This window comes from Vannielia litorea, from assembly GCF_019801175.1.
Lineage (GTDB): Bacteria > Pseudomonadota > Alphaproteobacteria > Rhodobacterales > Rhodobacteraceae > Vannielia > Vannielia litorea_B.
Window position 1 is genome coordinate 3,005,896 of the sequence record NZ_JAHVJR010000001.1, and the last position, 25,515, is coordinate 3,031,410.

Consider the following 25,515-nt stretch of genomic DNA (forward strand, 5'->3'; position numbering starts at 1 on the left):
AAGTTGTCATCGGAAATGCTGACCTTGTGCCGCTGAGACTCGGAAGAGCGAAAGCACAGGGAGGAAAATCCATGACACGAAATTGGCGATTCTCGTCAGTGGCCGCGCTTGCCGTCGGCGTATTCTTGCATCCGTTCACCGCCCAGGCAGGCGAAGCGCCCGCTCTGGCCGAAGCCGTTGCCGCAGGCAACCTGCCACCCTTGGAAGAGCGGCTGCCAGCCCAGCCCGAGGTGGTCACGGGGCTGGAGAACATCGGCACCTACGGCGGCAAACTGCGCCGGATGCTTGGCGGCTCGAACGATCACAACTCCATTCTGCGCATCATCAGCCCGCAGGGCCTGACCCGCTGGAAAGCCGACTTTTCCGGCGTGGTGCCCAACGTGGCCGAGAGCTGGGAAACTAACGAAGACGGCTCCGAGTTCACCTTCAAGCTCCGCGAGGGCATGAAGTGGTCGGACGGCGAGCCCTTCACCGCCGATGATGTGGTGTTCTTCGTCAACGACTTGTTGAACAACAAGGAATTCTACCCCAACCCGCCTGCCCGCTTCGTGGTGGCCGGAGAGCCGATGCAGGCCGAGAAGGTGGATGACCACACCGTCACGCTGAAGTTCGCAGCGCCCTACGGCACCTTCCTGACCGAGCTGGCCACGCCGCTCGCACAGGAGCCGGTGCTCTGGGCCAAGCACTACTGCCAGCAGTTCCACCCGGCCTACAACGACGACGTGCAGGCGATGGTGGATGAGACAGAGGCGGTCGAAGACTGGCCCGCGCTCTACCGCCTGAAGTGCGGCGAGGTCGAGGCCCCCAACCGCTGGTCCAACCCCGAGCGTCCCACGCTCGACCCTTGGGTGGTTACTGGCGAGGGCTATTCCGCCGGTTCCACGCAGGTGGTCATGGAGCGCAATCCCTACTTCTGGCAGGTCGACGAGGAGGGCAACCAGCTCCCCTATATCGACACGCTGGAGATGGGCGTCGCGCAAGACAACGAGGCCCTCGTGCTGGAGGCCATTGCTGGCAACATCGACTTCCAGCGCCGGAAAATCTCGAACCCGGCCAACAAGCCGGTCTTTGCCGAGAACGCCGAAAAGGGCGGTTTCGAGATCCTCGACATGATCAACTCGAACTCCAACTCGATGGCGATCCACTTCAACCACACGCACAAGAACCCGCAGATGCGCGATTTCATCCGCAACAAGGATGTGCGCGTGGCGCTGAGCCTCGGGATCGACCGCGAGGAGATCATCGACATCGTCTATCAGGGCCAGGGCGAGCCCTACCAGATCGGGCCGCGGCCGACCCATGTGCTCTACAACGAGCAACTGGGCAAGCAGCACACCGAGTATGATCCTGACAAGGCCAACGAACTGCTCGATGCTGCCGGCTATGCCGAGATGGACGACGAAGGCTACCGCCTGTTCCCCGATGGCACCCGGATCGTGTTCAACGCGCAGTACACCGGCGTTGAGCAGCCCGATTGGGGCGACAGCCTCGAGATCATCAAGGAGCAGTGGGAAGAGATCGGCATCGAGCTGAACTCGACCTCGGTCGAACGGTCGATCTACTACTCGCGCGGTGAAGCCAACGAGCATGACTTCATGGTCTGGGGCGCACCCGGCGGGCTGGACCCGACCCTCTCTCCGCGCGATGTGCTCGCCGTCCATCCGCAGGCCAGCTGGTTCGGCATCCCCTGGACGCGCTGGTATCTTTCCGGCGGCTCGGAAGGTGAAGAGCCGACCGAGAGCATGAAGAAACGCCTCGCGCTCTACGACAGCTTCAAGCAGGAGGCCGATCAGGAGAAGGCGCTGGATATCTTCCGGCAGATTCACCAGGAGGCCGCCGACGAGATGGAAATCATCGGCATCTCCCTCGCTCCCAACCTCGTGGGCGTGGTGAACAAGAACCTGATGAACGCGCCGCGCAGCCTTCCCTCGTCGTGGATGTATCCTGACCCGGGCCCGACCCTGCCGCAAACCTGGTACTGGCCGGAAAGCTGACCCTTCGGGCGGGCCTTCGGGCCCGCCCCCACCGCCCTTCGGCGCAACGACTACCCTGACAGGCAAACCCAATGATCTGGCGTTACATCCTGAAACGCATCCTCTGGATGGTGCCGTTTCTCTTCGGTGTCTCCATCGTCGCCTTCCTGCTCATCCAGGCGCCGCCGGGAGACTACCTGACGACCTATATCGCCAAGCTGGGCGAGAGCAACGAGGTGCTGGACCAGGCCTCAATTGAAAACCTCCGCGCCCGCTTCGGCCTCGACCAGCCACTCTACGTGCAGTATTTCAAGTGGGTGAGCCGCCTCCTGGTAGGCGACTTCGGGATGAGCTTCGAATGGCGGCAGCCGGTTTCCGATCTTGTCTGGGGCCGCATGGGCCTGACGCTTTGCCTCTCGATGGCGACCTTGCTCTTCACATGGGCCGTTGCCTTCCCCATCGGCGTCTATTCCGCCGTGCGCAAGTATTCCTTCGGCGACTACCTCGCCACCACCATCGGCTTCATCGGCCTCGCCACCCCCAACTTTCTGCTCGCGCTGATCCTCATGTACATCGGCGTCGTCCACTTTGGCGCAGATGTCGGCGGCCTCTTCTCCAATGAGTACAAGAACGCCCCGTGGAGCTGGGCCAAGGTCTGGGACCTGATGAAACACCTCTGGCTACCGGTCGTCGTGCTGGGCACTTCGGCCACGGCCTCGCTCATCCGCATCATGCGGGCCAACCTGCTGGATGAGCTGAACAAGCCCTACGTCGACACCGCCCGCGCCAAAGGACTCTCCGAGTTCTGGCTCATCATGAAATACCCGGTGCGCGTGGCTCTGAACCCCTTCGTGTCGACCATCGGCTGGGTGCTCCCCAACCTCGTGTCAGGCGCGGTCGTCACCGCCATCGTGCTGAGCCTGCCCACCGCCGGGCCGCTGATGCTTCAGGCGCTGCTGGCGCAGGATATGTATCTCGCCGGGGCCTTCGTGCTGATGCTCTCTTCCCTCACCGTGATCGGGATGCTGCTTTCAGACATCCTGCTCGTTCTGCTCGATCCGCGGGTGAAGTATGACTGAGACTCCCTCCAAAGCCCTGCCAGACCAGCCCGACGAGCCGCTCGCCGTGGCCGAGGCGCACTCGCCCGATGAGGTGGCAATCGCCTCGCAGTGGCAACTCACGTGGTGGGCCTTCAAAAAGCACCGGCTGGCGATGATCGGCCTCTGGGTGATCGGCTTCATGTACATCGTATCGCTCTTCGCTGGCTTCGTGGCCCCGAACGACCCGACTGACAGCAACCGTCGCGCCGTGTATCACCCGCCGCAGATGATCCATTTCATCGACAGCAGCGAAGATGGCTGGAGCTTCCGCCCCTACGTCTACGAGATGGACCGCGAGCGCGACCCCGACACGCTGGCCGTGACCTACGTCCCGAGCGGCGAAAAGATCTACCTGCGACTTTTCGGGCGCGGGCAAGAGTACAAGTTCTGGGGCCTCTGGGAGACCGACATTCATCTGTTGGCCACGGTCAAACCGCGTGACAACTTCTTCCTCTTCGGGGCCGACAGGCTGGGGCGCGACATGTTCTCCCGCGTTGTCTACGGCACCCGGATTTCCATGAGCATCGGCCTCGTCGGCGTGGCGATTGCGCTGGTGCTCGGCATCACGCTGGGCGGGATCTCGGGCTACTACGGCGGACGGATCGACACGGTGATCCAGCGGCTGATCGAGTTCGTGCTCAGCCTGCCGACCATCCCGATCTGGCTGGCGCTGGCCGCCGCGTTGCCGCCCTCATGGCCGATCTACCAGCAGTATTTCGTCATTACCCTGATTGTCAGTCTCGTGGGGTGGACGGAGCTGGGGCGCGTGGTGCGCGGGCGATTTCTGGCGATGAAGAACGACGATTTCGTCATCGCAGCCCGGCTCGACGGGGCTAGCGAAAAGCGGATCATCTACCGCCACATGCTGCCCTCGCTGACCAGCCACATAATCGCATCGCTGACGCTGGCGATCCCGCTGATGATCCTCGCAGAAACCGGCCTGAGCTTCCTCGGCCTCGGACTTCAGCCCCCCGCGATCAGCTGGGGCGTACTGCTGAAAGAGGCGCAGAACATCCGCTCGATCAGCCAGGCCCCTTGGCTCTTCATCCCCGGCGGCTTTGTTGTCGTCGCGGTTCTGGCTTTCAACTTCCTTGGAGACGGCATGCGCGATGCCGCAGACCCCTATGGCCACTGAAGCAAGCAGCCGCCCGATCCTGTCGGTCGAAAACCTCAACGTCGGGTTCAACACCCGCAAGGGTATGTTCGACGTGCTCCACGGTGTCAGCTTCGAGCTGAACCGCGGGCGGACAACGGCAATTGTGGGGGAGTCCGGCTCAGGCAAGAGCGTCACCGCGCGGGCGATCCTGAATATGGTCCCGAGGCCCGGGCAGATCAACGGCGGGCGGGTGCTGTTCCGCCCCTCCAAGGGCAGCGAGATCGAAACCACCGCGCTGGACCCGCGCGGCAAGGCGATCCGCGATATCAGGGGCGGCAAGATCGGGATGATCTTTCAGGAGCCGATGAGCAGCCTCAGCCCGGTTCATACCATCGGCAACCAGATCATCGAGGCCGTGCGGCTGCACCGTGACTGCACCAAGCAGGAGGCCCGCGAGATCGCCCGCCAGATGCTGGAGCAGGTGGAAATTCCGAAGCCGGAGAAGGCCTTGGATCAATACGCCTTCGAGTTCTCCGGCGGCATGCGCCAGCGCGCGATGATTGCCATGGCGCTCTCGTGCCACCCCGATGTGCTGATCGCCGATGAGCCAACCACCGCGCTGGATGTCACCACGCAGGCCGAAATCCTCGACCTTATGCGCAAGCTCCAAGTCGAGCTGAACATGGCGATCATGTTCATCACCCACGACATGGGGGTGGTCGCCGAACTGGCTGATGACGTGGTGGTGATGGAGAAGGGCCATGTGGTGGAGACCGGCGAGACCGGGCCGCTCTTTGCCGAGCAACACCACCCCTACACCAAGCGCCTGCTGGGCGCTGTGAAGCGGCTGGAGGAACCTGCTGCGGCCAAAGTGCGGCCTGCGGCGGATGCAAAGGAGATTTTGCGGGTCGATGACTTGCGGCTGCACTTCGAGAAGCGCGAGGGGTTCCTTCAGCGGGTGACGGATGTGACCAAGGCAGTGGACGGCGTGAGCTTTTCGCTCAAGGAGGGCGAGGCGCTGGGGATCGTGGGCGAAAGCGGCTCGGGCAAGACGACCGTGGGCCGCTGCATTGCACGGGTGTATGACCCGGAAGGCACGGTGGATTATCGCGGCTCCAACCTCGTGACGGCGGGCAAGGCGGAACTGCAAAGCTATCGCCAGCAGATCCGCATGATCTTTCAGGACCCGTTTGCCTCGCTGAACCCGCGGATGACCGTGAAGCAACTCATCGCCGAGCCGCTGGTGGTGAACGGCGTGGCCTCCGGCTCCGAGCTCGAGGACCGGGTGGCGACGCTGCTGCGCGAGGTAGGTCTCCAACCCGAGATGATGGAGCGCTACCCACACGCCTTCTCGGGCGGGCAACGGCAACGGATCGTGGTGGCCCGCGCCATCGCGCTGGAGCCCAAGCTGGTGATCGCGGACGAGCCGACCTCGGCGCTCGACGTCTCGATCCGGACGCAGGTGCTCGACCTGCTGCTGCGGCTCCAGGCAGAAATGGGCCTCAGCTTTATCTTCATCAGTCACGACATGGCTGTGATCCGCTATTTCTGTGACCGGGTTGCGGTGATGTATCGCGGCAAGATCGTTGAGATCGGCGAGACCGAGGAGATCATCCAGAACCCGCAGCACCCCTACACGCAGGCGCTGCTCTCGTCTGTGCCCATCGCCGACCCGGCCCTGCGCGGCACCCGCCAGCGGCACCGCTATTTGGGAGAGGGGGCGTGAGCTACGCCGAAGGCATCGCGGAGGTGATCGCGCTGGGGGACTTCCCCTCGCCCGAGGAGGCTGCGGCCTATTGGAACGAAGGAGTGCCCGAGGCGCCTTTCGAGGATCTCTGCTACACGGGCGGAGGTGGCCAGTCGCAGCGGGCGCGGCTCTACAGGGGCGGCGGGGCCGGGACCTTGCTATACATCCACGGCGGCGGATGGGCGGGAGGCTCTATCGAGCTGCACCAGCCTTCGGCAGCCGGGATGGCGCTGCAGAGCGGGTGGGATGTGCTGAGCATCAGCTACCGGCTCGCCCCGGCCCACCCCTTCCCCGCCGGGCTGGAGGATTGCCGGGCTGCGCTGGACTTCCTCGCCGCGAAGGGTGGAAAACTCGCCATCGGAGGCGCCTCGGCAGGGGCCAACCTCGCACTGGCAACCGCGCTCTCGACCGATGTGCCGCTCGCCGGAATGGTGCTGTTCTATGGGGTCTATGGCGACGATTTCGAGACAGAGAGTTACCGCCGCCACGAGGCCGGCCCCGGCCTGACCCGCACCCGGATGCAGGAGCTCTTCGCCATGTATGACCCGGGCCAATCCCGCGACCCTTTGATCGCCCCGCTTAAGGCCGACCTGCATGGCCTGCCGCCCGCCCTGCTAATCGCCGCTGAAGTGGACGTTCTGCGCAGCGAGAACGAAGCCATGGCGGACGCGCTGCAAAACGCCGGGGTGCCGACCACCTGGCACGTGGAGCCGGGCGTGACTCACGGATTCATCAATCGCGGGCGCCTCGTGCCTGCCGCCGAGGCCTGCATCACGCGGGCCGCACATTTTCTCAAGGAGACCCTCACATGAAGATCGAGCGCGTCGAGGCGATCACCTTCACCCACCGCACCTACACCCAGCGCGACAGCGACGGGCACAACCATCCCGGCCCGGAAGGCACCGGCACTTCGGCGTTGCTGCAGATCACCTGCGACGATGGCACCGTTGGTCAGGCCATTTGCCGCCCGACCGACCTGCGCCCGGATGTGCTGGAGCGCTTTGTGCGACCCAACCTGATCGGGCAAAGCCCGCTGCTGATCGAGCGGGCCTGGTATGCGATCTACAAGTGGCAGCGGCTCTCGGGCGGGCAGCTGACCGACCGTGCGCTCACCGCCGTCGACCTCGCGCTCTGGGACTTGATGGGCAAGGTCACGGGCCAGCCGGTCTGGAAGCTGATCGGCGGTTACCGACCCAAGATTCTCGCCTATGGCTCGACCATGTGCGGCGATGACATGGAGGGCGGGCTGGCCACACCCGAGGATTACGCCCGCTTTGCCGAATGGATGCTCGGGCGCGGCTATAAGGCCATCAAGCTGCACGGCTGGATGGTCCCGATGCCCGGCGCGCCGGACGTGAAGCTCGACTACCGCGCCTGCGCCGCCGTGCGCGAGGTCGTCGGCCCCGATATCCCGCTGATGCTCGACCCGCATCACTTCTACCCACGCAGCGATGTGCTCTGGCTCGCCAACAAACTGGCGGAGCTCGATTTTGTCTGGATGGAGGAGCCGATGGAGGAGGCCTCAATGAGCTCCTACAAGTGGCTCACCGCGAGCACGGGGCTCAACATTCTGGGGCCGGAGACGATGACCGGCAAGCATTGGACCCGCGCCGAATGGGTCAAGCATGACGCCTGCGACATGGTCCGCACAGGGGTGTGGGATGTCGGCGGGATCAGCCCGGCGATGAAATGCGCCCATATGGCAGAGAGCTTCCACATGGCCTGCGAGGTGCATGGCACCGGGGCGGGTAACCTCGCCGTGGCCTTGGCCTCGCACAACTGCACCTACTACGAGCGCGGGCTGCTGCACCCCTTCATAGATTACGACGCGCCGGCGGACTACCAGAACAGAATCGACGACGAGATGGATGCCGATGGCTATGTGCATGGCCGCGAGGAGCCGGGGCTGGGGCAGGACCTGAACATGGAATACATCGAGGCGCATCGGGTGAATAATGACTGACCTGCACATCGCGGACGTTCGCGTCACCCCCATCGCCTTCGCCGATCCGCCGCTGCTGAACAACGCGGGCTGCCACCAGCCGTTCGCGCTCCGCTCGATCATCGAGGTGGAAACCGAAGATGGCGTGGTGGGTCTTGGCGAGAGCTACGGCGCGGCGGCGGTTGTGGAGGGGATCAAGGCTGCGGGGGCCGCAATGGTCGGCCGCAAGGTGACTGACCTCAATGCGCTCTGGGCGGCGGCGCAGGGCGGCGGACGGACGGAGGGCTACACCGGGGCGGAGGCCGTGGTGCCACGGGTTGTCGCCGCCATTGAAGTGGCGATGTGGGACGCGCTCGGCAAGGCGACCGGGCAGCGGGTGGTGGACCTGCTGGGCGGGCAGGTGCGTGAACGCGTGCCGTTCTCGGCCTATCTGTTTTACAAGTTCGGCGCCCACGCCGATGGCACGACCGATGACTGGGGCGAGGCACTTACTCCGGAGGGGCTGGTGGAACAGGCCCGCAAGATGGTGATTCAGAACGGTTTCAAGGCGATCAAGCTGAAGGCGGGCGTGCTGGAGCCGGAAGAAGAGATTGCCGGGCTGGAGGCGCTTCGCGCGGCCTTCCCCGATGCGCCCTTGAGGATCGATCCGAACGGCGGCTGGACGGTGGAGACCACGCTAAAGCTGCTGCCCCGGCTGACCGGGCTGGTGGAATACCTCGAAGACCCGACCGCCGGGCTGAGCGAGAACGCGCAGGTGCAGGCGGCGACCGATATTCCACTGGCGACAAACATGTATGTCGTTGAAAACGCGCATCTTCCCTCGAACATGGCGCAGGATGCCTTTCGGGTGATCCTTAGCGATCACCACTATTGGGGCGGGCTGATGGCCTGCCGCCAGCTGGCCCATATCTGCGATTTATGGGGGCTGGGGCTGGGCATGCACTCCAACTCGCACCTTGGTATCTCACTGGCGGCGATGACCCATCTGGCCGCCGCCACACGGAACCTCACCTACGATTGCGACACGCATCAGCCGTGGCAGGTGGATGAGGTGATCGAGGGCGGCAAACTCGCCTTTGAAGGCGGCTCGCTGGCGGTGCCTGAGGGGCCGGGGCTGGGCGTGACGTTGGACCGAGAGGCGCTGGCGCGACTGAACCAGAACTACCTCGCCTGCGGCTACACCAAGCGTGACGATGCCACCGAGATGCGCAAGCACTGGCCGGACTGGACCTTTGGCCGGCCGAAGTTCTGACGGTCAATCGGGGAAGTAGGCGGGGTGATCGGCGCGGAGCTTTTCAAGGCGGCTGACGGTTTGGCTCAGGTGGTTGCGCACGGCGGCCACGGCCTGCTCGGCATCGCCGGCCGCCAGCGCGGCGATAATCTCACGGTGCTCGCGAATGATCCGGCTGACCTTCTCGTCATCCCACATATCGAGCCGCCGCAGGCGGTTGAGGTGACCGGAGCGGGAGCGGATCAGCCGGTGCAGCCCAGCGTAGCCGGCAGCGGCGAGCAGGGCCTGGTGGAAGGCGTCGTCGATATCCTGAAAGGCGGAGATGTCATCGCCATTGGCGATCACCATTTCCTGCATGGAAACCAAGGTCTTGAGCCGGGTCAGGGTGTTTTCGCCCACGCCCTCGGAAGCCAGCTTGCGAACCACCTCAATCTCGACCGAGCGGCGCAAAAAGTGGGCCTCTTCGATCTCGTCGGGGTCGATGCGGGTGACGAGGGTTTTGCTCTGGGGGAAGATATCCACCAGCCCCTCGGCCTCGAGCTTTTGCAAGGCGTCCCGCAGCGGGGTCTGGCTGATGCCATACTCGCGGGCGAGATCATTGCGGGTGAGCACGGTGTCGGGCGGGAGCTGGAGAGAGATGATCCGGCGGCGGAGCGAATCGAGCGTGCGGGCCGCGGCAGTTTGCGGGGCACCACGCCCGTCAGCCCCGATTCCGAGGCGGGCGATGACGTCTGTGAAGGTGCCCTGATCGTTCATGTTAGCGTTATCAACCCTGAAACTACGGCATTCTGCCAACCCGAGTGGGCCATTGCAAGACCAGAGGCACTAATATATCAGTTGGCGCGACACGAGCCAGAACACGGGAGGTTGCGCCATGTCGTTCACTGAAGAGATCCGCGAGCGGCTGATGGGCGTTTCTGTCGCCACGCTCGCAACTGCCCTCTACAAGCGCGGTCTGCGCAATCAGGTGTTGCAGGATGTGCGGCCGGTGGCCGTGAAGGGCCGCAATATGGTCGGGCCGGCCTTTACGCTTCGTTACATTCCCGCGCGAGAAGACCGGAACCAGCTGGTTGTCTTCCGCGATCCGAACCACCCGCAGCGGCAGGCCATTGAGCAATGCCCGGAAGGCCACGTGATGGTGATGGACAGCCGGAAGGACCCGCGCGCGGCGTCCTCGGGCGACATCCTGATCACCCGGCTCATGGTGCGCGGCGGCGCGGGGGTTGTCACCGATGGCGGCTTTCGCGATGCGGGCACCATCGCGGGCCTCGACATCCCGGCCTATCACAACCGCCCCTCCTCCCCGACCAACCTGACGTTGCACGAGGCGATCGAGATCAACGGCCCGATCGGCTGTGGCGATGTGGCGGTCTTCCCCGGTGACGTGATCGTGGGTGACTACGAGAGCGTCATCGTGATCCCGGCGGAGATTGCCGAAGAGGTGAGCGCCGAGGCGGTGGAGATGACCGCCTATGAAGATTTCGTGGTGGAGCAGGTGAAGGAGGGCGCGACGATCATCGGCCTCTACCCGGCCACCAAGGAAGAGAACCTGGCCAAGTTCGAGACTTGGCGCAAAGAGAACAACCGCTGAGGAAAACCCCATGCTCGACAACAAAGATCTTCAGGCCCGCATCAAGACCGGGCTGCTCTCTTTCCCGGTCACGCCGTTTGGCGAGGACGGGGGATTTGCCGCCGATCCGTTCCGCAAGCATCTGGAATGGTTGAGCGATTACGAGGTCGCGGGGCTCATTGTGGCGGGCGGCACGGGCGAGATGTTCTCGCTGACGCCGCAGGAAATCGTGGATGTGGTGAAGGTCGCCAAGGAGGCCCAGCCGGGCCAGCCGATCATTGCCGGCTGCGGCTACGGCACGCGGCTGGCCTGCGAGATTGCGCAGGGCATCGAGGCGGCGGGCGGCGACGGTATCCTGCTGCTGCCGCACTACCTGATCGGCGCACCGGCGGACGGGATCGAGGCGCATATCCGGGCGGTCTGCAAAGCCACCAAGATGGCCGTGATCGTTTACAACCGGGGCCAGGCGCGGGTGACGGAAGACATGATCGCGCGTCTGGCGGACGAATGCCCCAACCTGATCGGCTTCAAGGATGGCACCGGCGATATCGACACCGTGCGGCGCATCACCGTGCGTATGGGCGACCGGTTGAGCTACATAGGCGGGATGCCCACGCATGAGCTGTTCGCGCAGGCCTATAGCGGCGCGGGGATGCCCACCTACTCCTCGGCTGTGTTCAACTTTGTCCCCGAGACGGCGCTGGAGTTCCATGCTGCTTTCACCTCCGGTGACGATGCGAAATGCGAGCAGATGCTGCGCGATTTCTACTATCCGTTCGCCAAGATCCGTGACCGCAAGACCGGCTATGCGGTGAGCGCGATCAAGGCGGGCGTGAAGCTGCGCGGCTTTGAAACCGGGCCGGTTCGCAGCCCGCTGACCGACCTGACCGACGAGGAAATGGGCCTGATGGAGCAGCTCATCGCGGGGCGCAAATAAACCTGCGCTGAAGGTTAACGACCCACCGATGCGCTGAAATCGGGGGATACACAACTGATGCACATCCTATGCACATTCCATGCATACGCGATGCGCCAAAATTGTGGAGGGCCGCTTCGTTGCCACAAGGCACGGCGGCCCTTCTCTTTTGTAACCTTTTTGCCCGGCGCCTTGGCTGGAGGCTTGCCGCAATTGGGTCACTAATATATCAGTAAGCGAGTCGCAGCGTCAGGGGAGGACCGGGCGCGCGGCCCGAAACAGGTAAACGGGAGGATACCAATGACATTCAAAACCCTCGCCAAGACGGTCAGCACCCTTGCGGTGGCTTCCGTCATCGGCGCCATGGCGACGGCCTCGATGGCCGCCGAGCGGACTCTGAAAATTCAGACCAGCTCGAACGCCAGCCACGCTTCGCTGGCCTATCTCAACGAAGAGTGGGTGCCCAAGCTGGAAGAGATGACCGGCGGTTCGCTGGGTGTCGAGCTTCTGCCCGTGGACGCGGTGGTGCCGCGCCGCGAGACCGCCGAAGCCATCGGCGTTGGCATCCTCGACGGCGACCTCACCTCGATCAACTACTTCGCCGGTGTCGACCCGGCCTTTGCGCTGATGGGCGACCTGATCGCGGGCTACGACAGCGCCGACCAGATCCAGGCCTTCTGTGCGCAGGGCGGCGGCAAGGAGATGCTGCAAAAGCTCTTTGATGCCCACTTCCCGGGTGTGCATGTGGTTGGCTGCGGCGCCTATGCCCGCGAGGCCTTTGTCTCAAAGGTGCCGGTGCGCGGCGTGGAAGACCTGCAGGGCCTGAAGATCCGCTCGCCCGAGGGCCTTGCCGCTGACGTGTTCAAGCGCGCGGGTGCTGCGCCTGTGTCGATGTCCGGCTCGGAGACCTATGGCGCGCTGGAGAAGGGCGTGATCGACGCCGCCGACAACTCGGCCTATGCCAACAACGACGCCAACGGGATGCACAAGATCGCCAAATACCCGATCTTCCCCGGCATCCACTCCACTCCGATCCTGCAGTTCACCATCAGCCAGCAGGTTTATGACGAGCTGAGCGAGCAGGAGCGTGTGGCGCTCGAGACCTGGTATCTCGCCGCCTACAACGGGCTGCGTCAGCACTTCGACCGTCTCGACCGCCAGTTGGTGGCCCGCGACAAGGCTGCCGGTGAACTGGAGATCATCGACTGGCCGCAGGAAGAGCGCGACAAGCTCCGTGTCATCGCCCAGGAAGCCTGGAGCGCCTTTGCCTCTCAGACCGAGCTGGCTCAGGAAGTCTATGACGCGCATGTCGCCTTCATGAAAGAAGCCGGGCTGCTCTGAGCCCAGCTTGAGCCTGCGCCCCCTGACCGGCGGGCGCAGGCCACTCTTGCCCCAAGGGGCACAGCCGATCTTTGCCCTACGGGGCTACCAGAATTTCCGCGAGAGGGACGGCCCCTGAGAGGGCCAAGGGGAGCGCGCAGATGACCCAGCGATACGACGAGGCCGTGCAGGCCAGCCACGCCGAGATTGCCGATCAGGACCCGTTGCACCATGACGACGAGGCTGATCTGGCGATGGCGGATTACACGCCTGTCGAACACACCAGCCACGTTGTGGGCATTGCGGTTTCGACCTTTTACATGATCGCCGCGCTGGCCACCCTCTGGGAGGTCTTCTCGCGCTACGTGCTGAACCAGCCAACCTATTGGGCCTTCGAGACGGTGATGGTCACCGTTGCCGCCGCGTGGATGCTCTCTGCCGGTTACGTGACGATGAAGAAGCGGCACATTGCGATCACCGTCATCCACAACATTGCCAGCCCCGGCACCCGCTGGTGGCTCGACCTGCTGGCCATGGTGGTGGGCATCTTCGCGCTCTACATGCTGCTGACCGACGCCTCGGTGCGGGCCTATGACAGCGTGATGCGGGTGGAGACCTCTGGCTCGGCCTTCAACTCTCCCCTGCCCTTCATGATGAAGAGCCTGATGGTGCTGGGCGCGTTCATGTATCTGGCACAGCTCACGATGAACCTGCATCGCCACCTCAGCTCCGGCTGGGCGAAGCTGATCGTGAAGGCGGTGGCCGTCTACTTCGTGTTCTATTTCGTCTCCGCCTTCCTGAGCCATGTGCTGGACATTCAGATCTTCAAGGCGGTGTCCGACTGGATCTCGGGGCTGGGCGCGTCGATGGACCCGTCGAAGGCGCTGCAACTGCGCAGCATGGACCTTGGCACCATCTCGCTGATCATGGTGATCCTGCTGATCGTGCTGATGATGACCGGCATGCCGCTGGGCGTGGTGACGCTCTTCGTTTCGGTCATCATGGCGGTCGGCTTCTTTGGCCCGCGCGGCTTGTTCCTGGTGTCGTCCAACGCGGCGGGCCTGCTCGAGCACTACAGCCTCGTGGCCGTGCCCTTCTTTGTGCTGATGGCCTCGATCCTCGAACGGGCGGGCATCGCCGAAGACCTGTTTGACGCGATGAGCATCTTTGCCGGCAACCTGCGCGGCGGCGTGGCGGTGCAGACCACCGTGGTGGCGGTGATCCTGGCGGCCATGTCGGGCGTGATGGGCGGCGAGATCGTGATGCTGGGGCTTGTCGCCCTGCCGCAGATGTTCCGCCTTGGCTATGACCGCAAGCTCTCGATTGGCCTGATCTGTGCCGCCGGTGCGCTGGCGACGCTGATCCCACCCTCGATCATCACCATCGTTTACGGCGTGTCCGCCGAGGTGGGGATTGGCGATCTGTTCATGGCCGGTGCGATCCCGGGCATCATGCTGGCGACCTTCTACGCCGGTTACGTGCTGATCCGGGTGAACCTGAACCCCTCGATGGCCCCCACGGCGGCAGAGGTGGCGGAAATCACCGGCACCAAGCAGAAGCTGAGCCGTGAGCGGCTGACGGCGGTGATCCTCTGCGTGATCCTCATTGCGATGGTGATGGGCTCGATCTACGGCGGCATCGCCTCGGTCACCGAGTCCGCCGCGGTGGGCTGCATCGGCGCGCTCTTCATCGCCGCCGTGCGCAACCGGTTCAACTGGGATGTGATCTCGGCCTCGCTGCTGGGCACCATGACCACGGTGGGCACGATCATCTGGCTGATCCTCGGCGCTGTCTCCTTCGTGGGGATCTTCAACCTCGTCGGTGGTGGTGACTTCATCCGGTCGCTGTTCCTGAACCTCGGGCTTTCGGCCATGGGCACCGTGATCGTGATGATGCTGATCCTGATGGTGCTGGGCACCTTCATGGAGTGGATCGCCATCGTGCTCATTACCGTGCCGGTCTTTGCGCCAGTGGTGATGACACTGGCGCCCGAGCTTGGCCTCACCGAGGATCAGGCGAAGATCTGGTTCGGCATCCTCTTTGTGATGAACATCCAGATCTACTTCCTGTCGCCGCCCTTTGGCCCGGCCTGCTTCTGGCTCAAGTCGGTTGCGCCCAAGGATGTGACGCTGCAGGAAATCTTCCTATCCGTGCTGCCCTTCATCGCGCTGCAGATCACCGGCCTCGTTCTGGTGATGATGTTCCCGCAGATCGCGCTGTGGCTGCCCGAACTCTTGAACTGAGGAGGCTGACATGATCGGCAGAGACTCTCACGAAGACATCAACGGCTATGGCCTCTGGCCCTGGATCGGGGGGCTGGTGCTGGCCGGGGTGATCATTACGCTGATGTTCACCTTCGCCACCCCCATCTCCTGAGGTTCGCCATGAAGAAGCCTGAAGACCTGCGATCCGCCCGGTGGTTCGCCCCGGATGACCTGCGCTCGATGGGCCACCGCTCCCGAGCGCGCCAGATGGGGCTCGATGGCAATGACTGGGAAGGCAAACCTGTCATCGCGATCATCAACACATGGTCGGACCTGTCGCCCTGCCATCACCACCTGCGCGACCGCGCGGAGTTTGTGAAGAAGGGCGTGTATCAGGCCGGGGGGATGCCGGTGGAGATGCCGGTGCAGAGCTTCAGCGAGCAGTTCCTCAAGCCAACCTCGATGCTTTATCGCAACTTCGGTGCGATGGAGGTGGAAGAGGTGCTGCGCTCGCATCCGGTGGATGGCGTGGTGCTGATGGGGGGCTGCGACAAGTCCACCCCCGCGCTGGTGATGGGCGCGATCAGCATGGGCATTCCCTTCATCTTCATGCCTGCGGGCGCAATGCTGCGGGGCAATTACGCGGGCCAGAAGCTCGGCTCGGGCACGGATGTGTGGAAATACTGGGACGAGCGGCGCGCGGGCACCATCGGAAAAGAAGAATGGGACGGCGTGGAGGGTGGGATTGCCCGCAGCTACGGCACCTGCATGACGATGGGCACCGCTTCGACGATGATGAGCATCGCCGAAGGGTTCGGGTTGTGCCTGCCGGGTGCCTCCAGCATCCCGGCGCCGGATGCGGGCCACAAGCGGATGGCGGCAGCCTGCGGGCGGCGCGCGGTGGAGATGGTCTGGGAAGACCTGACGCCGGAAAAGATCATCACATGGGAGGCCACGCGCAATGCTGTGCGGGTGGCGATGGCGACCGGGTGCTCGACCAACGCCGTCATTCACCTGCTGGCAATGGCGCGGCGGGCGGGGATCGACCTGACGCTGGATGAGTTCGACCGGATTGGCCACGAGGTGCCGGTGCTCGCCAACCTGCGGCCCTCGGGCGACAAATACCTAATGGAAGATTTCTTCTATGCTGGCGGTCTGCCCGCGCTGATGGCGGAGCTGGGCGACAAGCTGGAGCTGGGCGCGATGACCGTGACCGGCAAGACCGTGGGAGAGAACATCGACGGCGCGAAGAACTTCAATGACGATGTGATCCGGCCGCTCTCCAACCCGGTTTACCATGAGGGGAGCCTCGCGGTGCTGAAGGGCAACCTCGCGCCCGATGGCGCGGTGATCAAGCCCGCCGCTTGCAACCCGGATTTCTGGCAGCACCGTGGCCCTGCGCTGGTGGCCGACAGCTACGCCGAGCTGAAAGAGATCATCAACGACGAAGACCACCCGATGACTGCCGACACTGTGCTCGTGCTGCGCAACGCCGGGCCGCAGGGCGGGCCGGGGATGCCGGAGTGGGGGATGCTGCCGATGCCCAAGGCGCTGCTGAAGCAGGGCATTCGCGACATGGTGCGGATGAGCGATGCGCGGATGAGCGGCACCAGCTATGGCGCCTGCGTGCTGCACATTGCCCCCGAGGCCTATGTGGGCGGCCCGCTGGCGTTGCTGAAGACCGGCGACATGGTGGTGCTGGATATCAAGGCACGCAAGCTGGAGATGGAGGTTTCCGACGAGGAGCTGGCCGAGCGCCGCAAGGCCTGGCAGGCCCCGCCCCCGCGTTACGAGCGTGGCTATGGCGCGATGTTCAGCCAGCATATCGAGCAGGCCGACAAGGGCTGCGATTTTGACTACCTGCGCACCGATTTCGGCGCGCCCGTTCCCGAACCGGAGATCAACTGATGGGCCTCGATCTGAGCGAGCGGCGCATTGCCGCGCGGCCTCCTATGGCCGGGCACAAGCCGCGCTTTCAGACCGACCGGATCGAGAGTGTCACCCTGCGGCACGTGGTGGTGCCGATGGACAAGCCGATCAGCGACGCCAAGGTGCTGACCGGGCGGCAGAGCCCGCTCGCGGCGCTCGATCTGCTGATGGTGGAGATGGTGAGCGAAGGCGGACACACGGGCCTCGGGTTTTCTTACACGTTGCGTGCCGGCGGGCCGGGGATGTTTGCGCTCGGCTGCGAATTGGCGCCGTTTCTCATCGGGCAGGACCCAAACGATATCAACCGGATATGGGAACGGCTCGCGTGGCAGAGCATCTCGCTCGGGCGCGGCGGCATGGCCTATCACGCGGTCTGCGCCTTTGACGTGGCGCTGTGGGACATGAAGGCGCGGCGGGCGGGCCTGCCGCTGGCCAAGCTCTTTGGCGCGCATCGGGATAGCGTGCGGATCTACAATTCGCAGGGGCAATACTTGCAGGCCTCGATTGATGAGATGAAGGCGGCGGCGGACCGTTCGATTGCCAATGGGATCGGCGGGATCAAGATGAAGGTCGGCCAGCCGGACGGGCAGGAAGACCTCAAGCGGATCGACGCGATGCGCGCCCATCTGCCCGAGCACATTGCCTTGATGATCGATGCCAACCAGCAGTGGGACCGGGCCTATGCGCTGCAATTCGGCCGGGTGGTCGACGGCATGGGCCTCGCCTTCATCGAGGAGCCGCTGGACGCATGGGATTTTGACGGCCACGCCGAGCTGGCCCGCAATCTGGCGACCCCGGTGGCGACCGGCGAGATGCTGACCTCGCCGCAGGAGCACTTTGACCTGATCGGCAAGGGCGGCTGCGATGTGAACCAGCTGGACGTATGCCGGATTGGCGGCTTCACCCCGATGCTGAAGGTAATGACCATGGCCGAGGCGGCGCGGATCGAGCTTGCGCCGCATATGGTGATGGAATTGCACATCCACGCGGCGGCGGCCTATGGCAGCGAGGGCTAGGTGGAGCATTTTGAATGGTGGCTGCCGCTTTTCAACGAGCAGTTGGAGATTTCGGGCGGCAAGATGCATGTGCCCGAGCGCCCCGGCCTTGGCTTTACGCTGAGCGACAAGGCGCGGGAGTGGACGCGGGCCGAAGAGAGCTTTGGAGGTGCGGCATGAGCCGGATAAGGGAAGCGCTGGCCGGGATTTCTGGCATTCTCGTCACGCCCTATGGCGATGACGGCGAGATCGCGCCGGAGAAGCTGGTGCCGATCATCGATCGCTCTGTTGGGGCTGGTGTGGATATTCTCGTGGTGAACGGGAATACGGGTGAGTTTTATAGCCTCGAAGAGGCCGAGGCGGCGCGGATGTGCTCTTCGGTGGTCGAGATGGTCGATGGCCGGGCGCCGGTGTTTGCCGGGATCGGGCGCAGCATCCGCGAGGCGGAGAGGGCGGCCAAACACGCGGCCAAGGCCGGGGCGGATGCGCTGATGATCCACCAGACGCCGGACCCCTTTGTGTCGCCGCGTGGGTATTCGGACTATGTAAAGCGCGTGGTGGATGCAGGCGACGGGCTGCCGGTGATGCTGTATCTGCGCAACGACGGGATGGGGCCGAAGGCGATTGCCGAGATCTGCTCCATCGAAGGCGTGGCCGGGGTGAAATGGGCGACGACCAATGCGCTGAACCTGTCGCGGGCGATCGAGGAGAGCCCGGAAGATGTGATCTGGGTCGCGGGGCTCGCCGAGGTCTGGGCGCCGCCGCTCTATGCGGTGGGGGCGCGGGGGTTCACCAGCGGGCTCATCAACGTGTGGCCGGAACGCTCGGTGGCGATCCGCGATGCGCTGGCGGCGGGGGACTACCCGGGCGCGGCGCGGCTCATCGAGGGGATGCGGGTGTTCGAGGACATCCGCGCCGAGGAGATGGGCGGGACCAACGTGACCGGGGTGAAGGCCGCACTCTCGGCGCAGGGGATGGACTGCGGGGCGTGCCGCCCGCCGGGGGCCAGCGGGCTGACCGAGCGGCAGACGGCGGATTTGATGGGCTTCATGAAAGAGGCGGGGTTGCTGTGAGCGACGTGATGGAAAAATCGCCGGTGATCCGGCTGGATGAAGCCGACAACGTGGTTGTGGCGCGGGTCGAGATTGCTGCTGGTACGGTCGTGGCGAGCGAGGGCGTGACCACGCTGCAGGAGGTGCCGCTGGGCCACAAGATCGCCACGCGGGAGATCCGCAAGGGCGAGCCGATCCTGAAATACGCGACGATCATCGGCTTTGCGGGCGAGGATATTGTGCCGGGGACGTGGCTGCACTCGCACAATGTGCTCGTGGATGACTTCCAGAAAGACTACCGCTTTTCAAAGGATTACGTGGAAACGCCGGTGCTGCCCGAGGAAGAGCGCGCACGGTTCATGGGAATCCGGCGGAAGGACGGGCGGATTGGCACGCGCAATTACATCGGGATTTTCATCACGGTGAACTGCTCGGCCACGGTGGCGCGGAAGATCAGCGCCTACTTCGACGAGGAGCGGCTGGAGAAGTGGCCGAACGTCGATGGCGTGGTGGCCTTTGTTCACCAGCAGGGCTGCGGCATGGAGATGACCGGCGAGCCGATGGACCTGCTGCGGCGCACGCTTGCCGGGTATATCCGGCATCCGAATACGGCGGGGGCGCTGGTGTGCTCGCTGGGCTGCGAGCGGAACAATCTGGGCGAGTTCTTCGAGAAGGAGTCGCTGGAGAGCGGCAAGATGCTGCGGGCGATCACCATGCAGCATGTCGGCGGCACGGCGGCGGCGGTGGAGGAAGGCAAGCGGGTGATCCGCGAGATGCTGGACGAGGCCAACGCGATCGAGCGGGAGCCGGTAAGCGCGGAGCACCTGATGGTGGGGCTTCAGTGCGGTGGATCGGATGGGTTCTCGGGCCTGTCGGCCAACCCGGCGCTGGGGAAGGCTGTGGACATCTTGGTAAAGCACGGCGGCACGGCGATCCTCTCTGAGACGCCGGAGCTTTATGGCGTGGAACATACGCTGACGGCGCGGGCGAAGACGCCTGAGGTGGGGCAAAAGTTCATCGAGCGGATCAACTGGTGGCTCAAGTACAACGAGGGCCGGGATGTGCAGATGAACGGGCGGGTCTCGCCTGGAAACAATGCGGGCGGATTGGCCAATGTGATCGAGAAGTCGCTGGGCGGCTCGAAGAAGGGCGGCTCGACCGGGATCAACGCGGTCTATGAATATGCCTACCCGGTGCTGGAGAAGGGCCTCGTGATCATGGACACGCCGGGCTACGACCCGGTGAGCGCCACAGGGCAGATTGCCGGTGGGGCGAACCTCGTATGCTTTACCACCGGCCGGGGGAGCTGCTTTGGCTCGATGCCCGCGCCGACGATCAAGCTGGCGACCAACACGCCGATGTATGGCCGGATGACCGGCGACATGGACGTGAACTGCGGCACGGTGATCGACGGCGACAAGTCGCTGGACGAGGTCGGGCAGGAGATCTTCGAGAAGATGCTGGCGGTGGCCAGTGGGGAGAAATCGAAGAGCGAAGCGCTGGGTGTGGGCGAAGAGGAGTTCGCGCCCTGGCCGATTGGGGTGACGGGATAGCGGGGGCGAAGAAAGCCCGAGGGGCTTGATGAGCGGGCGCCGCGTGCGCTCGTCCGCCCTTCGAGGCGTCCTCGCGGGTCAGAGGATGACCTGCGGTTCGGGCAGGCCCGCCACACCGGCGGGGGCCATGTAAGTGACACCCTGCTTACCATCCTTTTCCATGCCGCCGCAGGCGGTGGTCACGTAAAGCGTGGTCAGCCCCTCGCCGCCGAAGGCGGGGCAGGTGGATTTCTCGCCGCCGACCTCGATCATTTTATCGGCGCTACCATCGGGCAGGTAACGCACCACGCGGCCTGCGCCCCATTGGGCGTTCCAGAGCGCGCCTTCGCTGTCCACCACCGAGCCATCGGGGTAGAGGCCTTCGGCGGCCAGATCGACGAAAACCTCCGCTTCGCCGGACGGCCAGCCCTCGGCGTCGAGCGGCGTGCGCATGATCTTCTGCGTCACCGTATCGGACCAATAGGCCAACCGCCCGCCGGGGGCGAAGCAGATCGAGTTGCTGACGGTGATCTCGCCGTAGAGCTGCCTGAGCTCGCCCTTGTAGTAGCGGTAGATCGCGCCTGCGCCCTTTTCTTCCTTCTTGCCCATAGTACCGATCCAGAAGCCGCCCATTGGGTCTGCGCGGCCATCGTTGGAGCGGGTTACGGAGTTGTCGGCCTCCAGCGGGGCGATGTGTTCGCGCACGCCGGTGTCGAGATCGAAGGTGAAGAGCTGGGTTTCGGAGGCGATGAGCAACACGTCTTCGGAGAGCCAGCCAGCGGCGGAGACCAGCTCGGGAAAGGTCCACTCGTGGGGGCCTTCGTCGGTTTGCGTCAGCATGCGGGCTTCGAGGATGTCGAACCAGAAGAGTTGGCGGCGGAGCGGGTGCCAGAGCGGGCCCTCACCAAGGCGGCAGGCGCGGGAGTCGTAAACCTCGCTCATGGCATGACCTCATCGTAGGCCGCGACGATGGCGGCGGCCCTATCGGCCACCTGCGCCGGCGTGTCGCCGGGCTTGTAGAGCGCGGAGCCGATCCCGAAGCCCGAGATGCCCGCCGCAGCCCAGTTGGCGAAGTTGGAGGGCCCTGCCCCGCCCACGGCGAGCACCTCTGTGCCTGCGGGCAGCACGGCGCGGATGGCCTTGAGCCCCTCGGGGCCGAGCAACGAGCCGGGGAAGAGCTTGAGGCCGGTGGCGCCGTGGCGCAGCGCGGTGAAGGCCTCGGACGGGGTCATGATGCCGGGGTAGGAAAGCATGCCTGCGGCCACTGTCGCGTCGATCACCGCCGGGTTGGTGTCGGGCGAGACGATGAGGCGGGCACCGGTTGCGGCGACATGGGCCACGTCGCCTGCGGTGAGCACGGTGCCTGCGCCGATCACCGCCTCGGGGAAGGCCTGCACCATCGCGGCGATCGAGGCGAGCGGGTCGGGCGAGTTGAGCGGCACCTCGATCTTGGTGATCCCGGCGGCGATGAGGGTTTCACCGATGGTGACGGCCTCGGGCGGCGTCAGGCCGCGGAGGATGGCGACGATGTTGCGGGTCATGGGCGGCTCCGGTGCGGCGTCAGACGAGGGCCATGCGGGCGGCGGTGAGGCCTGCCAGCGCGAGGTTGTCGCCATCGTGGGTTTCGGGGGCGAGGCCTTGGGCGGCGAGGGCCTTGGCGTAGGGTTCGGTCAGGAGCGGGCCGCCGATGAGGGCGACGCGCTGGCCGAGCCAGTAGGGGCGCGCGGCAGCGAGTTCGAGGCCGATGAGCATGCCGGAAAGGCGGGCGCGGGCGGTGCCGGGCGCGAGGCCGGTGAGCAGCGAAGCGGCGCGGAGGGAGAAGAGTGAAGAGCCGAGGCGCTCGGGGCGGGACATGGCCTCGGAGGCGGCCTCGGCAAAGGCGCTGTCGTCCCAGCCCTCGCCGTGGAGCGAGTGGCGCAGCACCGACTGCGAGGAGAGCAACGAGAAGAGCTCGCCGGTCATGAAGGTGCGGAAGCTGACGATCTCGCCTGCCGAGACGTGGACCCATTTGGAGTGGGTGCCGGGCAGGCAGAGGATACCGTCGAAGTCGGGGTTGCCGGCGAGGAAGCCTGCGACTTGTGTTTCTTCGCCGCGCATCACGTCTGCCGGGTCCTGCTGGCTGACGCCGGGCAGGATGCGCACGCGCAGGCGCGGGTCATTGGTGGGGGCGCTCACCGGGGCGAGGCCGGAGGGCTTGCAGGGGGCAGAGGCATAGGGCGCCTCGACCCAGCCCTGCTTGGCGCCGGCCATGCCGCAGACGAGCACGTCGGTGGGGCCGTCACCGAGGTATTTTTCGGCGAGGGCGAGGAGGGCGGGCTCATAGCCCTCGGGCGCGAGCGTGCCCATGCCCGAGCTGCTGGAGTCGCGGCCGATCACCTCCCCCTCGGAACCGATGGCCCAGAGGCGGAGGTTGGAGGTGCCCCAATCGGCCGCGATCCAAGCAGCGGTCATGCGCCTGCGAGGTCCTCGGGGAGGATCGCGTCGGGCATGTTCTGGTAGCAGACCGGGCGCAGGAAGCGGCGGATCGAGAGGGTGCCGACGGAGGTGGCGCCGAAGTTGGTGGAGGCCGGGTAGGGGCCGCCGTGGACCATGGTGTCGGCCACTTCAACGCCGGTCGGGAAGCCGTTGACGAGGATGCGGCCCGCCTTGCGCTCGAGGATCGGCATCAGGGCGCGGGCGCGTTCGGTGTCGCCCTCATCCATGTGGATGGTGGCGGTGAGCTGGCCTTCGAAGCCTTTCGCAAGCGTCTCCATCTCTTCTTTACCATTCACCCGTACAACCAGCCCGAGGGGGCCGAAGACCTCCTCGCCCAACGCGTGGTCCTGCAGGTAGGCCGCGGCGTCGGTTTCATAGAGGTTGGGGCTGGCATTGCGGCCCTCGTCGGCGTTGGTCAACAGCGGCTGCACGGCATTGCGGCCGTCGAAGCGGGCCTTGCCGTCTTGATAGGCCTTGGCGATGCCGTCGGTGAGCATGGTCTGCGGGGCGGCCTTGGAGAGCGCCTCTTTGGCGGCGGAAACGAAGGCGTCGCCGTCTGCGCCCTTCTCGACCACGGCGATGCCGGGGTTGGTGCAGAACTGGCCTGCGCCCATGGTGAGCGACCCGGCCCAGCCTTCGCCCATCGCGGCGCCGCGCGCCTTGGCGGCCTCGGGGAGCACGAACATCGGGTTCACGGAGCCGAGCTCACCGAAGAAGGGGATCGGCTCGGGGCGGGCGGCGCAGAGGTTGAAGAGCGCGCGGCCCCCGCCCAGCGAGCCGGTGAAACCCACGGCCTTGATCAGCGGGTGCTCGACGAGGGTGGTGCCCACGTCACGCTTGCCGCCCTGGATCAGGGAGAACACGCCGGGGTGGATGCCGCACTTCTGGATCGCGGCGTCGATGGCCTGGGCGACGATCTCGCCGGTGCCGGGGTGAGCGGAGTGGCCCTTGACCACCACGGGGCAGCCCGCAGCCAGCGCAGCAGCGGTGTCGCCGCCTGCGGTGGAGAAGGCGAGCGGGAAGTTGGAGGCGCCGAAGACGGCGACCGGGCCGATCGGGCGCTGGACCATCTTCAGGTCGGGCCGGGGCAGCGGGGCACGGTCGGGCAGCGCCTCGTCATGGCGCACGTCGAGGTAGCCGCCATCGCGGATGTGCGAGGCGAAGAGGCGGAGCTGGCCGGTGGTGCGGCCGCGCTCGCCCTGAAGGCGGGCCTCGGGCAGACCGGTCTCGGAGGTGCCGATCTCGGTGATCTCGTCACCGCGCGCCTCGATCTCGTCGGCGATGGTGTCGAGAAACTTCGCCCGGGTCTCGCGTGAGCTGTACCCATAGGTCCAGAAGGCCTCTTCCGCCGCCTCGCAGGCCTTGTTCACCAGATCAGGCGTGCCGACCGGATAGTCGAAGGCCTCGCCGTGGGCGGGCTCGGATTTGAAAGTCGACGGGCCATCGAGCCATTCGCCGGCGATCAGGTGCTTGGACTTGGGGGTAAAGCTCATTTCTCTCCTCACTTGCCCCATTTCAGGGCGATCAGATCAAGTTCTTTTGCGAGTTGCAGCAAACGGGATTTCGTTCGCTGCGACATGGGTTTCAAGGGATGGCGCACGTGGTCGGAGCCGATCACGCCGCCCTCCATCATCACCGTCTTGGCGGCGCGGAGGCCGCATTGGCGGTTTTCGTGGTTGATTAGGGGCAGGCAGCGTTTCCAGCCTGCGAGCGCGGCGTCATGGTCGCCGTCGAGGTAGTTGACGACAATGGGGCCGATCAGCTCGGGCTGGAGCGCCGAGGTCATGGTGCCGGTGCAGCCTGCGTCGAGGTCGGCCAGAAGGGTGACGGCCTCTTCACCGTCGAAGGGGCCGACGATGTGCTCGCCGCCCTGTTCGATCAGGGCTGCCAGCTTGTCGGCGGCAAAGGGAGTTTCCATCTTGAAGTAGGAGACATGCTCGATCTCCTTAGCCATGCGCACCAGCGTGGGCACGGTCAGGGTGACGCCGGAGAGCGGCGCATCCTGCACCATGATCGGGATGTTGATGGCATCCGAAACGGCTTGAAAGTGCTCCATGATCCCGGCCTCGGCGGGCACGAGCCCAACGCCGTGATAGGGGGGCATCATCATCAGCATGGAGGCGCCGAGGGACTCTGCGTATTTGGCCCGCTCCACCACGATCTGGGTGGAGAAATGCGAGACGGTGACGATCACCGGGACGCGGCCCGCGACGTGTTCGAGCGACACGCGGGTGAGCGTGGCGCGCTCCTCGTCGGAGAGCACGAACTGCTCGGAGTAGTTGGCGAGGATGCAGATGGCATCCACCCCTTGGTCGATCATGCAATCGAGGACGCGGCGCATCCCCTCTTCATCCACCAGCCCTTCGGCGGTGAAGGGCGTGGGGGCGACGGGGAGGATTCCGGTGAGCGGGCTTTGCATGGGTGTTCCTTACG

At 65.0% G+C, this 25,515-nt stretch carries 23 protein-coding genes; 17 read left to right on the top strand and 6 right to left on the bottom strand.

Features of this window, described 5'->3' with window-relative positions:
• The first annotated feature begins 71 nt into the window (after window positions 1-71).
• The 7 genes from KUV38_RS14740 (at window position 72) to KUV38_RS14770 (ending at window position 9,110) form a co-directional block, all read left to right on the top strand.
• The gene (locus KUV38_RS14740; protein WP_261385238.1) at window positions 72-1,994 is read left to right on the top strand and encodes an ABC transporter substrate-binding protein; all 1,923 of its coding nucleotides are present in this window, start codon (window positions 72-74) and stop codon (window positions 1,992-1,994) included.
• Window positions 1,995-2,065: 71 nt separating this feature from the next.
• Window positions 2,066-3,052, top strand: a complete 987-nt coding sequence (locus KUV38_RS14745; RefSeq protein WP_261385239.1) for an ABC transporter permease — start codon at window positions 2,066-2,068, stop codon at window positions 3,050-3,052.
• On the top strand, window positions 3,045-4,208 hold the full coding sequence (locus KUV38_RS14750; RefSeq protein ID WP_222470770.1) for an ABC transporter permease: 1,164 nt from the start codon (window positions 3,045-3,047) through the stop codon (window positions 4,206-4,208). The genes KUV38_RS14745 and KUV38_RS14750 overlap by 8 nt, the downstream gene beginning before the upstream one ends.
• Window positions 4,183-5,895 (top strand): ABC transporter ATP-binding protein, encoded by a 1,713-nt coding sequence (locus tag KUV38_RS14755; RefSeq protein ID WP_222470771.1) that lies wholly within the window; start codon window positions 4,183-4,185, stop codon window positions 5,893-5,895. The genes KUV38_RS14750 and KUV38_RS14755 overlap by 26 nt, the downstream gene beginning before the upstream one ends.
• Window positions 5,892-6,728: an alpha/beta hydrolase gene (locus tag KUV38_RS14760; protein ID WP_222470772.1), complete on the top strand. Its 837-nt coding sequence runs from the start codon at window positions 5,892-5,894 to the stop codon at window positions 6,726-6,728. Before KUV38_RS14755 ends, KUV38_RS14760 begins: the two co-directional genes overlap by 4 nt.
• Window positions 6,725-7,879, top strand: coding sequence for an enolase C-terminal domain-like protein (locus tag KUV38_RS14765; RefSeq protein WP_222470773.1), 1,155 nt, complete (start codon window positions 6,725-6,727; stop codon window positions 7,877-7,879). Before KUV38_RS14760 ends, KUV38_RS14765 begins: the two co-directional genes overlap by 4 nt.
• A complete protein-coding gene (locus tag KUV38_RS14770) occupies window positions 7,872-9,110 on the top strand; it encodes an enolase C-terminal domain-like protein (RefSeq protein WP_222470774.1) in 1,239 nt (412 codons plus the stop codon). Before KUV38_RS14765 ends, KUV38_RS14770 begins: the two co-directional genes overlap by 8 nt.
• A 3-nt stretch (window positions 9,111-9,113) precedes the next feature.
• Here KUV38_RS14770 and KUV38_RS14775 read toward each other — a convergent pair whose 3' ends face one another.
• Window positions 9,114-9,845 (bottom strand): GntR family transcriptional regulator, encoded by a 732-nt coding sequence (locus KUV38_RS14775; RefSeq protein WP_222470775.1) that lies wholly within the window; start codon window positions 9,843-9,845, stop codon window positions 9,114-9,116.
• Between the two features lie 118 nt (window positions 9,846-9,963).
• Between KUV38_RS14775 and KUV38_RS14780 the strand changes: the two genes are divergently transcribed.
• From KUV38_RS14780 to KUV38_RS14825, 10 genes are all read left to right on the top strand, one after another.
• Window positions 9,964-10,680, top strand: a complete 717-nt coding sequence (locus tag KUV38_RS14780) for a ribonuclease activity regulator RraA (protein WP_222470776.1) — start codon at window positions 9,964-9,966, stop codon at window positions 10,678-10,680.
• 10 nt (window positions 10,681-10,690) lie between these two features.
• Window positions 10,691-11,596, top strand: a complete 906-nt coding sequence (locus KUV38_RS14785; RefSeq protein ID WP_222470777.1) for a 5-dehydro-4-deoxyglucarate dehydratase — start codon at window positions 10,691-10,693, stop codon at window positions 11,594-11,596.
• A gap of 279 nt (window positions 11,597-11,875) precedes the next feature.
• Window positions 11,876-12,916 (top strand): TRAP transporter substrate-binding protein, encoded by a 1,041-nt coding sequence (locus KUV38_RS14790; RefSeq protein ID WP_222470778.1) that lies wholly within the window; start codon window positions 11,876-11,878, stop codon window positions 12,914-12,916.
• 140 nt (window positions 12,917-13,056) lie between these two features.
• Complete coding sequence (locus tag KUV38_RS14795) at window positions 13,057-15,138, top strand: TRAP transporter large permease subunit (protein ID WP_222470779.1); 2,082 nt, start codon at window positions 13,057-13,059, stop codon at window positions 15,136-15,138.
• Window positions 15,139-15,148: 10 nt separating this feature from the next.
• Window positions 15,149-15,271: a dihydroxy-acid dehydratase gene (locus tag KUV38_RS14800; RefSeq protein ID WP_222470780.1), complete on the top strand. Its 123-nt coding sequence runs from the start codon at window positions 15,149-15,151 to the stop codon at window positions 15,269-15,271.
• A gap of 8 nt (window positions 15,272-15,279) precedes the next feature.
• On the top strand, window positions 15,280-17,007 hold the full coding sequence (gene araD / locus KUV38_RS14805) for an L-arabinonate dehydratase (protein WP_222470781.1): 1,728 nt from the start codon (window positions 15,280-15,282) through the stop codon (window positions 17,005-17,007).
• Complete coding sequence (locus tag KUV38_RS14810; protein ID WP_222470782.1) at window positions 17,007-18,044, top strand: L-talarate/galactarate dehydratase; 1,038 nt, start codon at window positions 17,007-17,009, stop codon at window positions 18,042-18,044. The genes araD and KUV38_RS14810 overlap by 1 nt, the downstream gene beginning before the upstream one ends.
• Window positions 18,045-18,203, top strand: a complete 159-nt coding sequence (locus KUV38_RS14815) for a hypothetical protein (protein WP_222470783.1) — start codon at window positions 18,045-18,047, stop codon at window positions 18,201-18,203. It abuts the gene before it with no gap.
• Window positions 18,200-19,096, top strand: a complete 897-nt coding sequence (locus KUV38_RS14820) for a dihydrodipicolinate synthase family protein (protein ID WP_222470784.1) — start codon at window positions 18,200-18,202, stop codon at window positions 19,094-19,096. Before KUV38_RS14815 ends, KUV38_RS14820 begins: the two co-directional genes overlap by 4 nt.
• Window positions 19,093-20,628, top strand: a complete 1,536-nt coding sequence (locus KUV38_RS14825; protein WP_315898635.1) for an altronate dehydratase family protein — start codon at window positions 19,093-19,095, stop codon at window positions 20,626-20,628. Before KUV38_RS14820 ends, KUV38_RS14825 begins: the two co-directional genes overlap by 4 nt.
• 78 nt (window positions 20,629-20,706) lie before the next feature.
• Here the strand turns inward: KUV38_RS14825 and KUV38_RS14830 are convergent, their stop codons facing one another.
• The 5 genes from KUV38_RS14830 to KUV38_RS14850 are packed head-to-tail and all read right to left on the bottom strand — an operon-like array spanning window position 20,707 to window position 25,501.
• Window positions 20,707-21,549 carry an SMP-30/gluconolactonase/LRE family protein gene (locus tag KUV38_RS14830; protein ID WP_222470785.1) on the bottom strand — a complete coding sequence of 281 codons (843 nt, stop codon included), beginning with the start codon at window positions 21,547-21,549 and terminating at the stop codon, window positions 20,707-20,709.
• On the bottom strand, window positions 21,546-22,148 hold the full coding sequence (locus KUV38_RS14835; protein ID WP_222470786.1) for a 2-dehydro-3-deoxy-6-phosphogalactonate aldolase: 603 nt from the start codon (window positions 22,146-22,148) through the stop codon (window positions 21,546-21,548). Before KUV38_RS14835 ends, KUV38_RS14830 begins: the two co-directional genes overlap by 4 nt.
• A gap of 19 nt (window positions 22,149-22,167) precedes the next feature.
• On the bottom strand, window positions 22,168-23,058 hold the full coding sequence (locus KUV38_RS14840) for a 2-dehydro-3-deoxygalactonokinase (protein WP_222470787.1): 891 nt from the start codon (window positions 23,056-23,058) through the stop codon (window positions 22,168-22,170).
• On the bottom strand, window positions 23,055-24,575 hold the full coding sequence (locus KUV38_RS14845) for an aldehyde dehydrogenase (NADP(+)) (protein WP_222470788.1): 1,521 nt from the start codon (window positions 24,573-24,575) through the stop codon (window positions 23,055-23,057). Before KUV38_RS14845 ends, KUV38_RS14840 begins: the two co-directional genes overlap by 4 nt.
• Window positions 24,576-24,583: 8 nt before the next feature.
• The gene (locus KUV38_RS14850; protein ID WP_222470789.1) at window positions 24,584-25,501 is read right to left on the bottom strand and encodes a dihydrodipicolinate synthase family protein; all 918 of its coding nucleotides are present in this window, start codon (window positions 25,499-25,501) and stop codon (window positions 24,584-24,586) included.
• Window positions 25,502-25,515 lie beyond the last annotated feature (14 nt).

Bases quoted from the DNA above. Each gene is read 5' to 3' on its own strand.
- KUV38_RS14740 (WP_261385238.1), top strand. From the start codon at position 72: ATGACACGAAATTGGCGATTCTCGTCAGTGGCCGCGCTTGCCGTCGGC.
- KUV38_RS14745 (WP_261385239.1), top strand. From the start codon at position 2,066: ATGATCTGGCGTTACATCCTGAAACGCATCCTCTGGATGGTGCCGTTT.
- KUV38_RS14750 (WP_222470770.1), top strand. From the start codon at position 3,045: ATGACTGAGACTCCCTCCAAAGCCCTGCCAGACCAGCCCGACGAGCCG.
- KUV38_RS14755 (WP_222470771.1), top strand. From the start codon at position 4,183: ATGCCGCAGACCCCTATGGCCACTGAAGCAAGCAGCCGCCCGATCCTG.
- KUV38_RS14765 (WP_222470773.1), top strand. From the start codon at position 6,725: ATGAAGATCGAGCGCGTCGAGGCGATCACCTTCACCCACCGCACCTAC.
- KUV38_RS14770 (WP_222470774.1), top strand. From the start codon at position 7,872: ATGACTGACCTGCACATCGCGGACGTTCGCGTCACCCCCATCGCCTTC.
- KUV38_RS14775 (WP_222470775.1), bottom strand. From the start codon at position 9,845: ATGAACGATCAGGGCACCTTCACAGACGTCATCGCCCGCCTCGGAATC.
- KUV38_RS14780 (WP_222470776.1), top strand. From the start codon at position 9,964: ATGTCGTTCACTGAAGAGATCCGCGAGCGGCTGATGGGCGTTTCTGTC.
- KUV38_RS14785 (WP_222470777.1), top strand. From the start codon at position 10,691: ATGCTCGACAACAAAGATCTTCAGGCCCGCATCAAGACCGGGCTGCTC.
- KUV38_RS14790 (WP_222470778.1), top strand. From the start codon at position 11,876: ATGACATTCAAAACCCTCGCCAAGACGGTCAGCACCCTTGCGGTGGCT.
- KUV38_RS14795 (WP_222470779.1), top strand. From the start codon at position 13,057: ATGACCCAGCGATACGACGAGGCCGTGCAGGCCAGCCACGCCGAGATT.
- KUV38_RS14800 (WP_222470780.1), top strand. From the start codon at position 15,149: ATGATCGGCAGAGACTCTCACGAAGACATCAACGGCTATGGCCTCTGG.
- araD (WP_222470781.1), top strand. From the start codon at position 15,280: ATGAAGAAGCCTGAAGACCTGCGATCCGCCCGGTGGTTCGCCCCGGAT.
- KUV38_RS14810 (WP_222470782.1), top strand. From the start codon at position 17,007: ATGGGCCTCGATCTGAGCGAGCGGCGCATTGCCGCGCGGCCTCCTATG.
- KUV38_RS14820 (WP_222470784.1), top strand. From the start codon at position 18,200: ATGAGCCGGATAAGGGAAGCGCTGGCCGGGATTTCTGGCATTCTCGTC.
- KUV38_RS14830 (WP_222470785.1), bottom strand. From the start codon at position 21,549: ATGAGCGAGGTTTACGACTCCCGCGCCTGCCGCCTTGGTGAGGGCCCG.
- KUV38_RS14835 (WP_222470786.1), bottom strand. From the start codon at position 22,148: ATGACCCGCAACATCGTCGCCATCCTCCGCGGCCTGACGCCGCCCGAG.
- KUV38_RS14840 (WP_222470787.1), bottom strand. From the start codon at position 23,058: ATGACCGCTGCTTGGATCGCGGCCGATTGGGGCACCTCCAACCTCCGC.
- KUV38_RS14845 (WP_222470788.1), bottom strand. From the start codon at position 24,575: ATGAGCTTTACCCCCAAGTCCAAGCACCTGATCGCCGGCGAATGGCTC.
- KUV38_RS14850 (WP_222470789.1), bottom strand. From the start codon at position 25,501: ATGCAAAGCCCGCTCACCGGAATCCTCCCCGTCGCCCCCACGCCCTTC.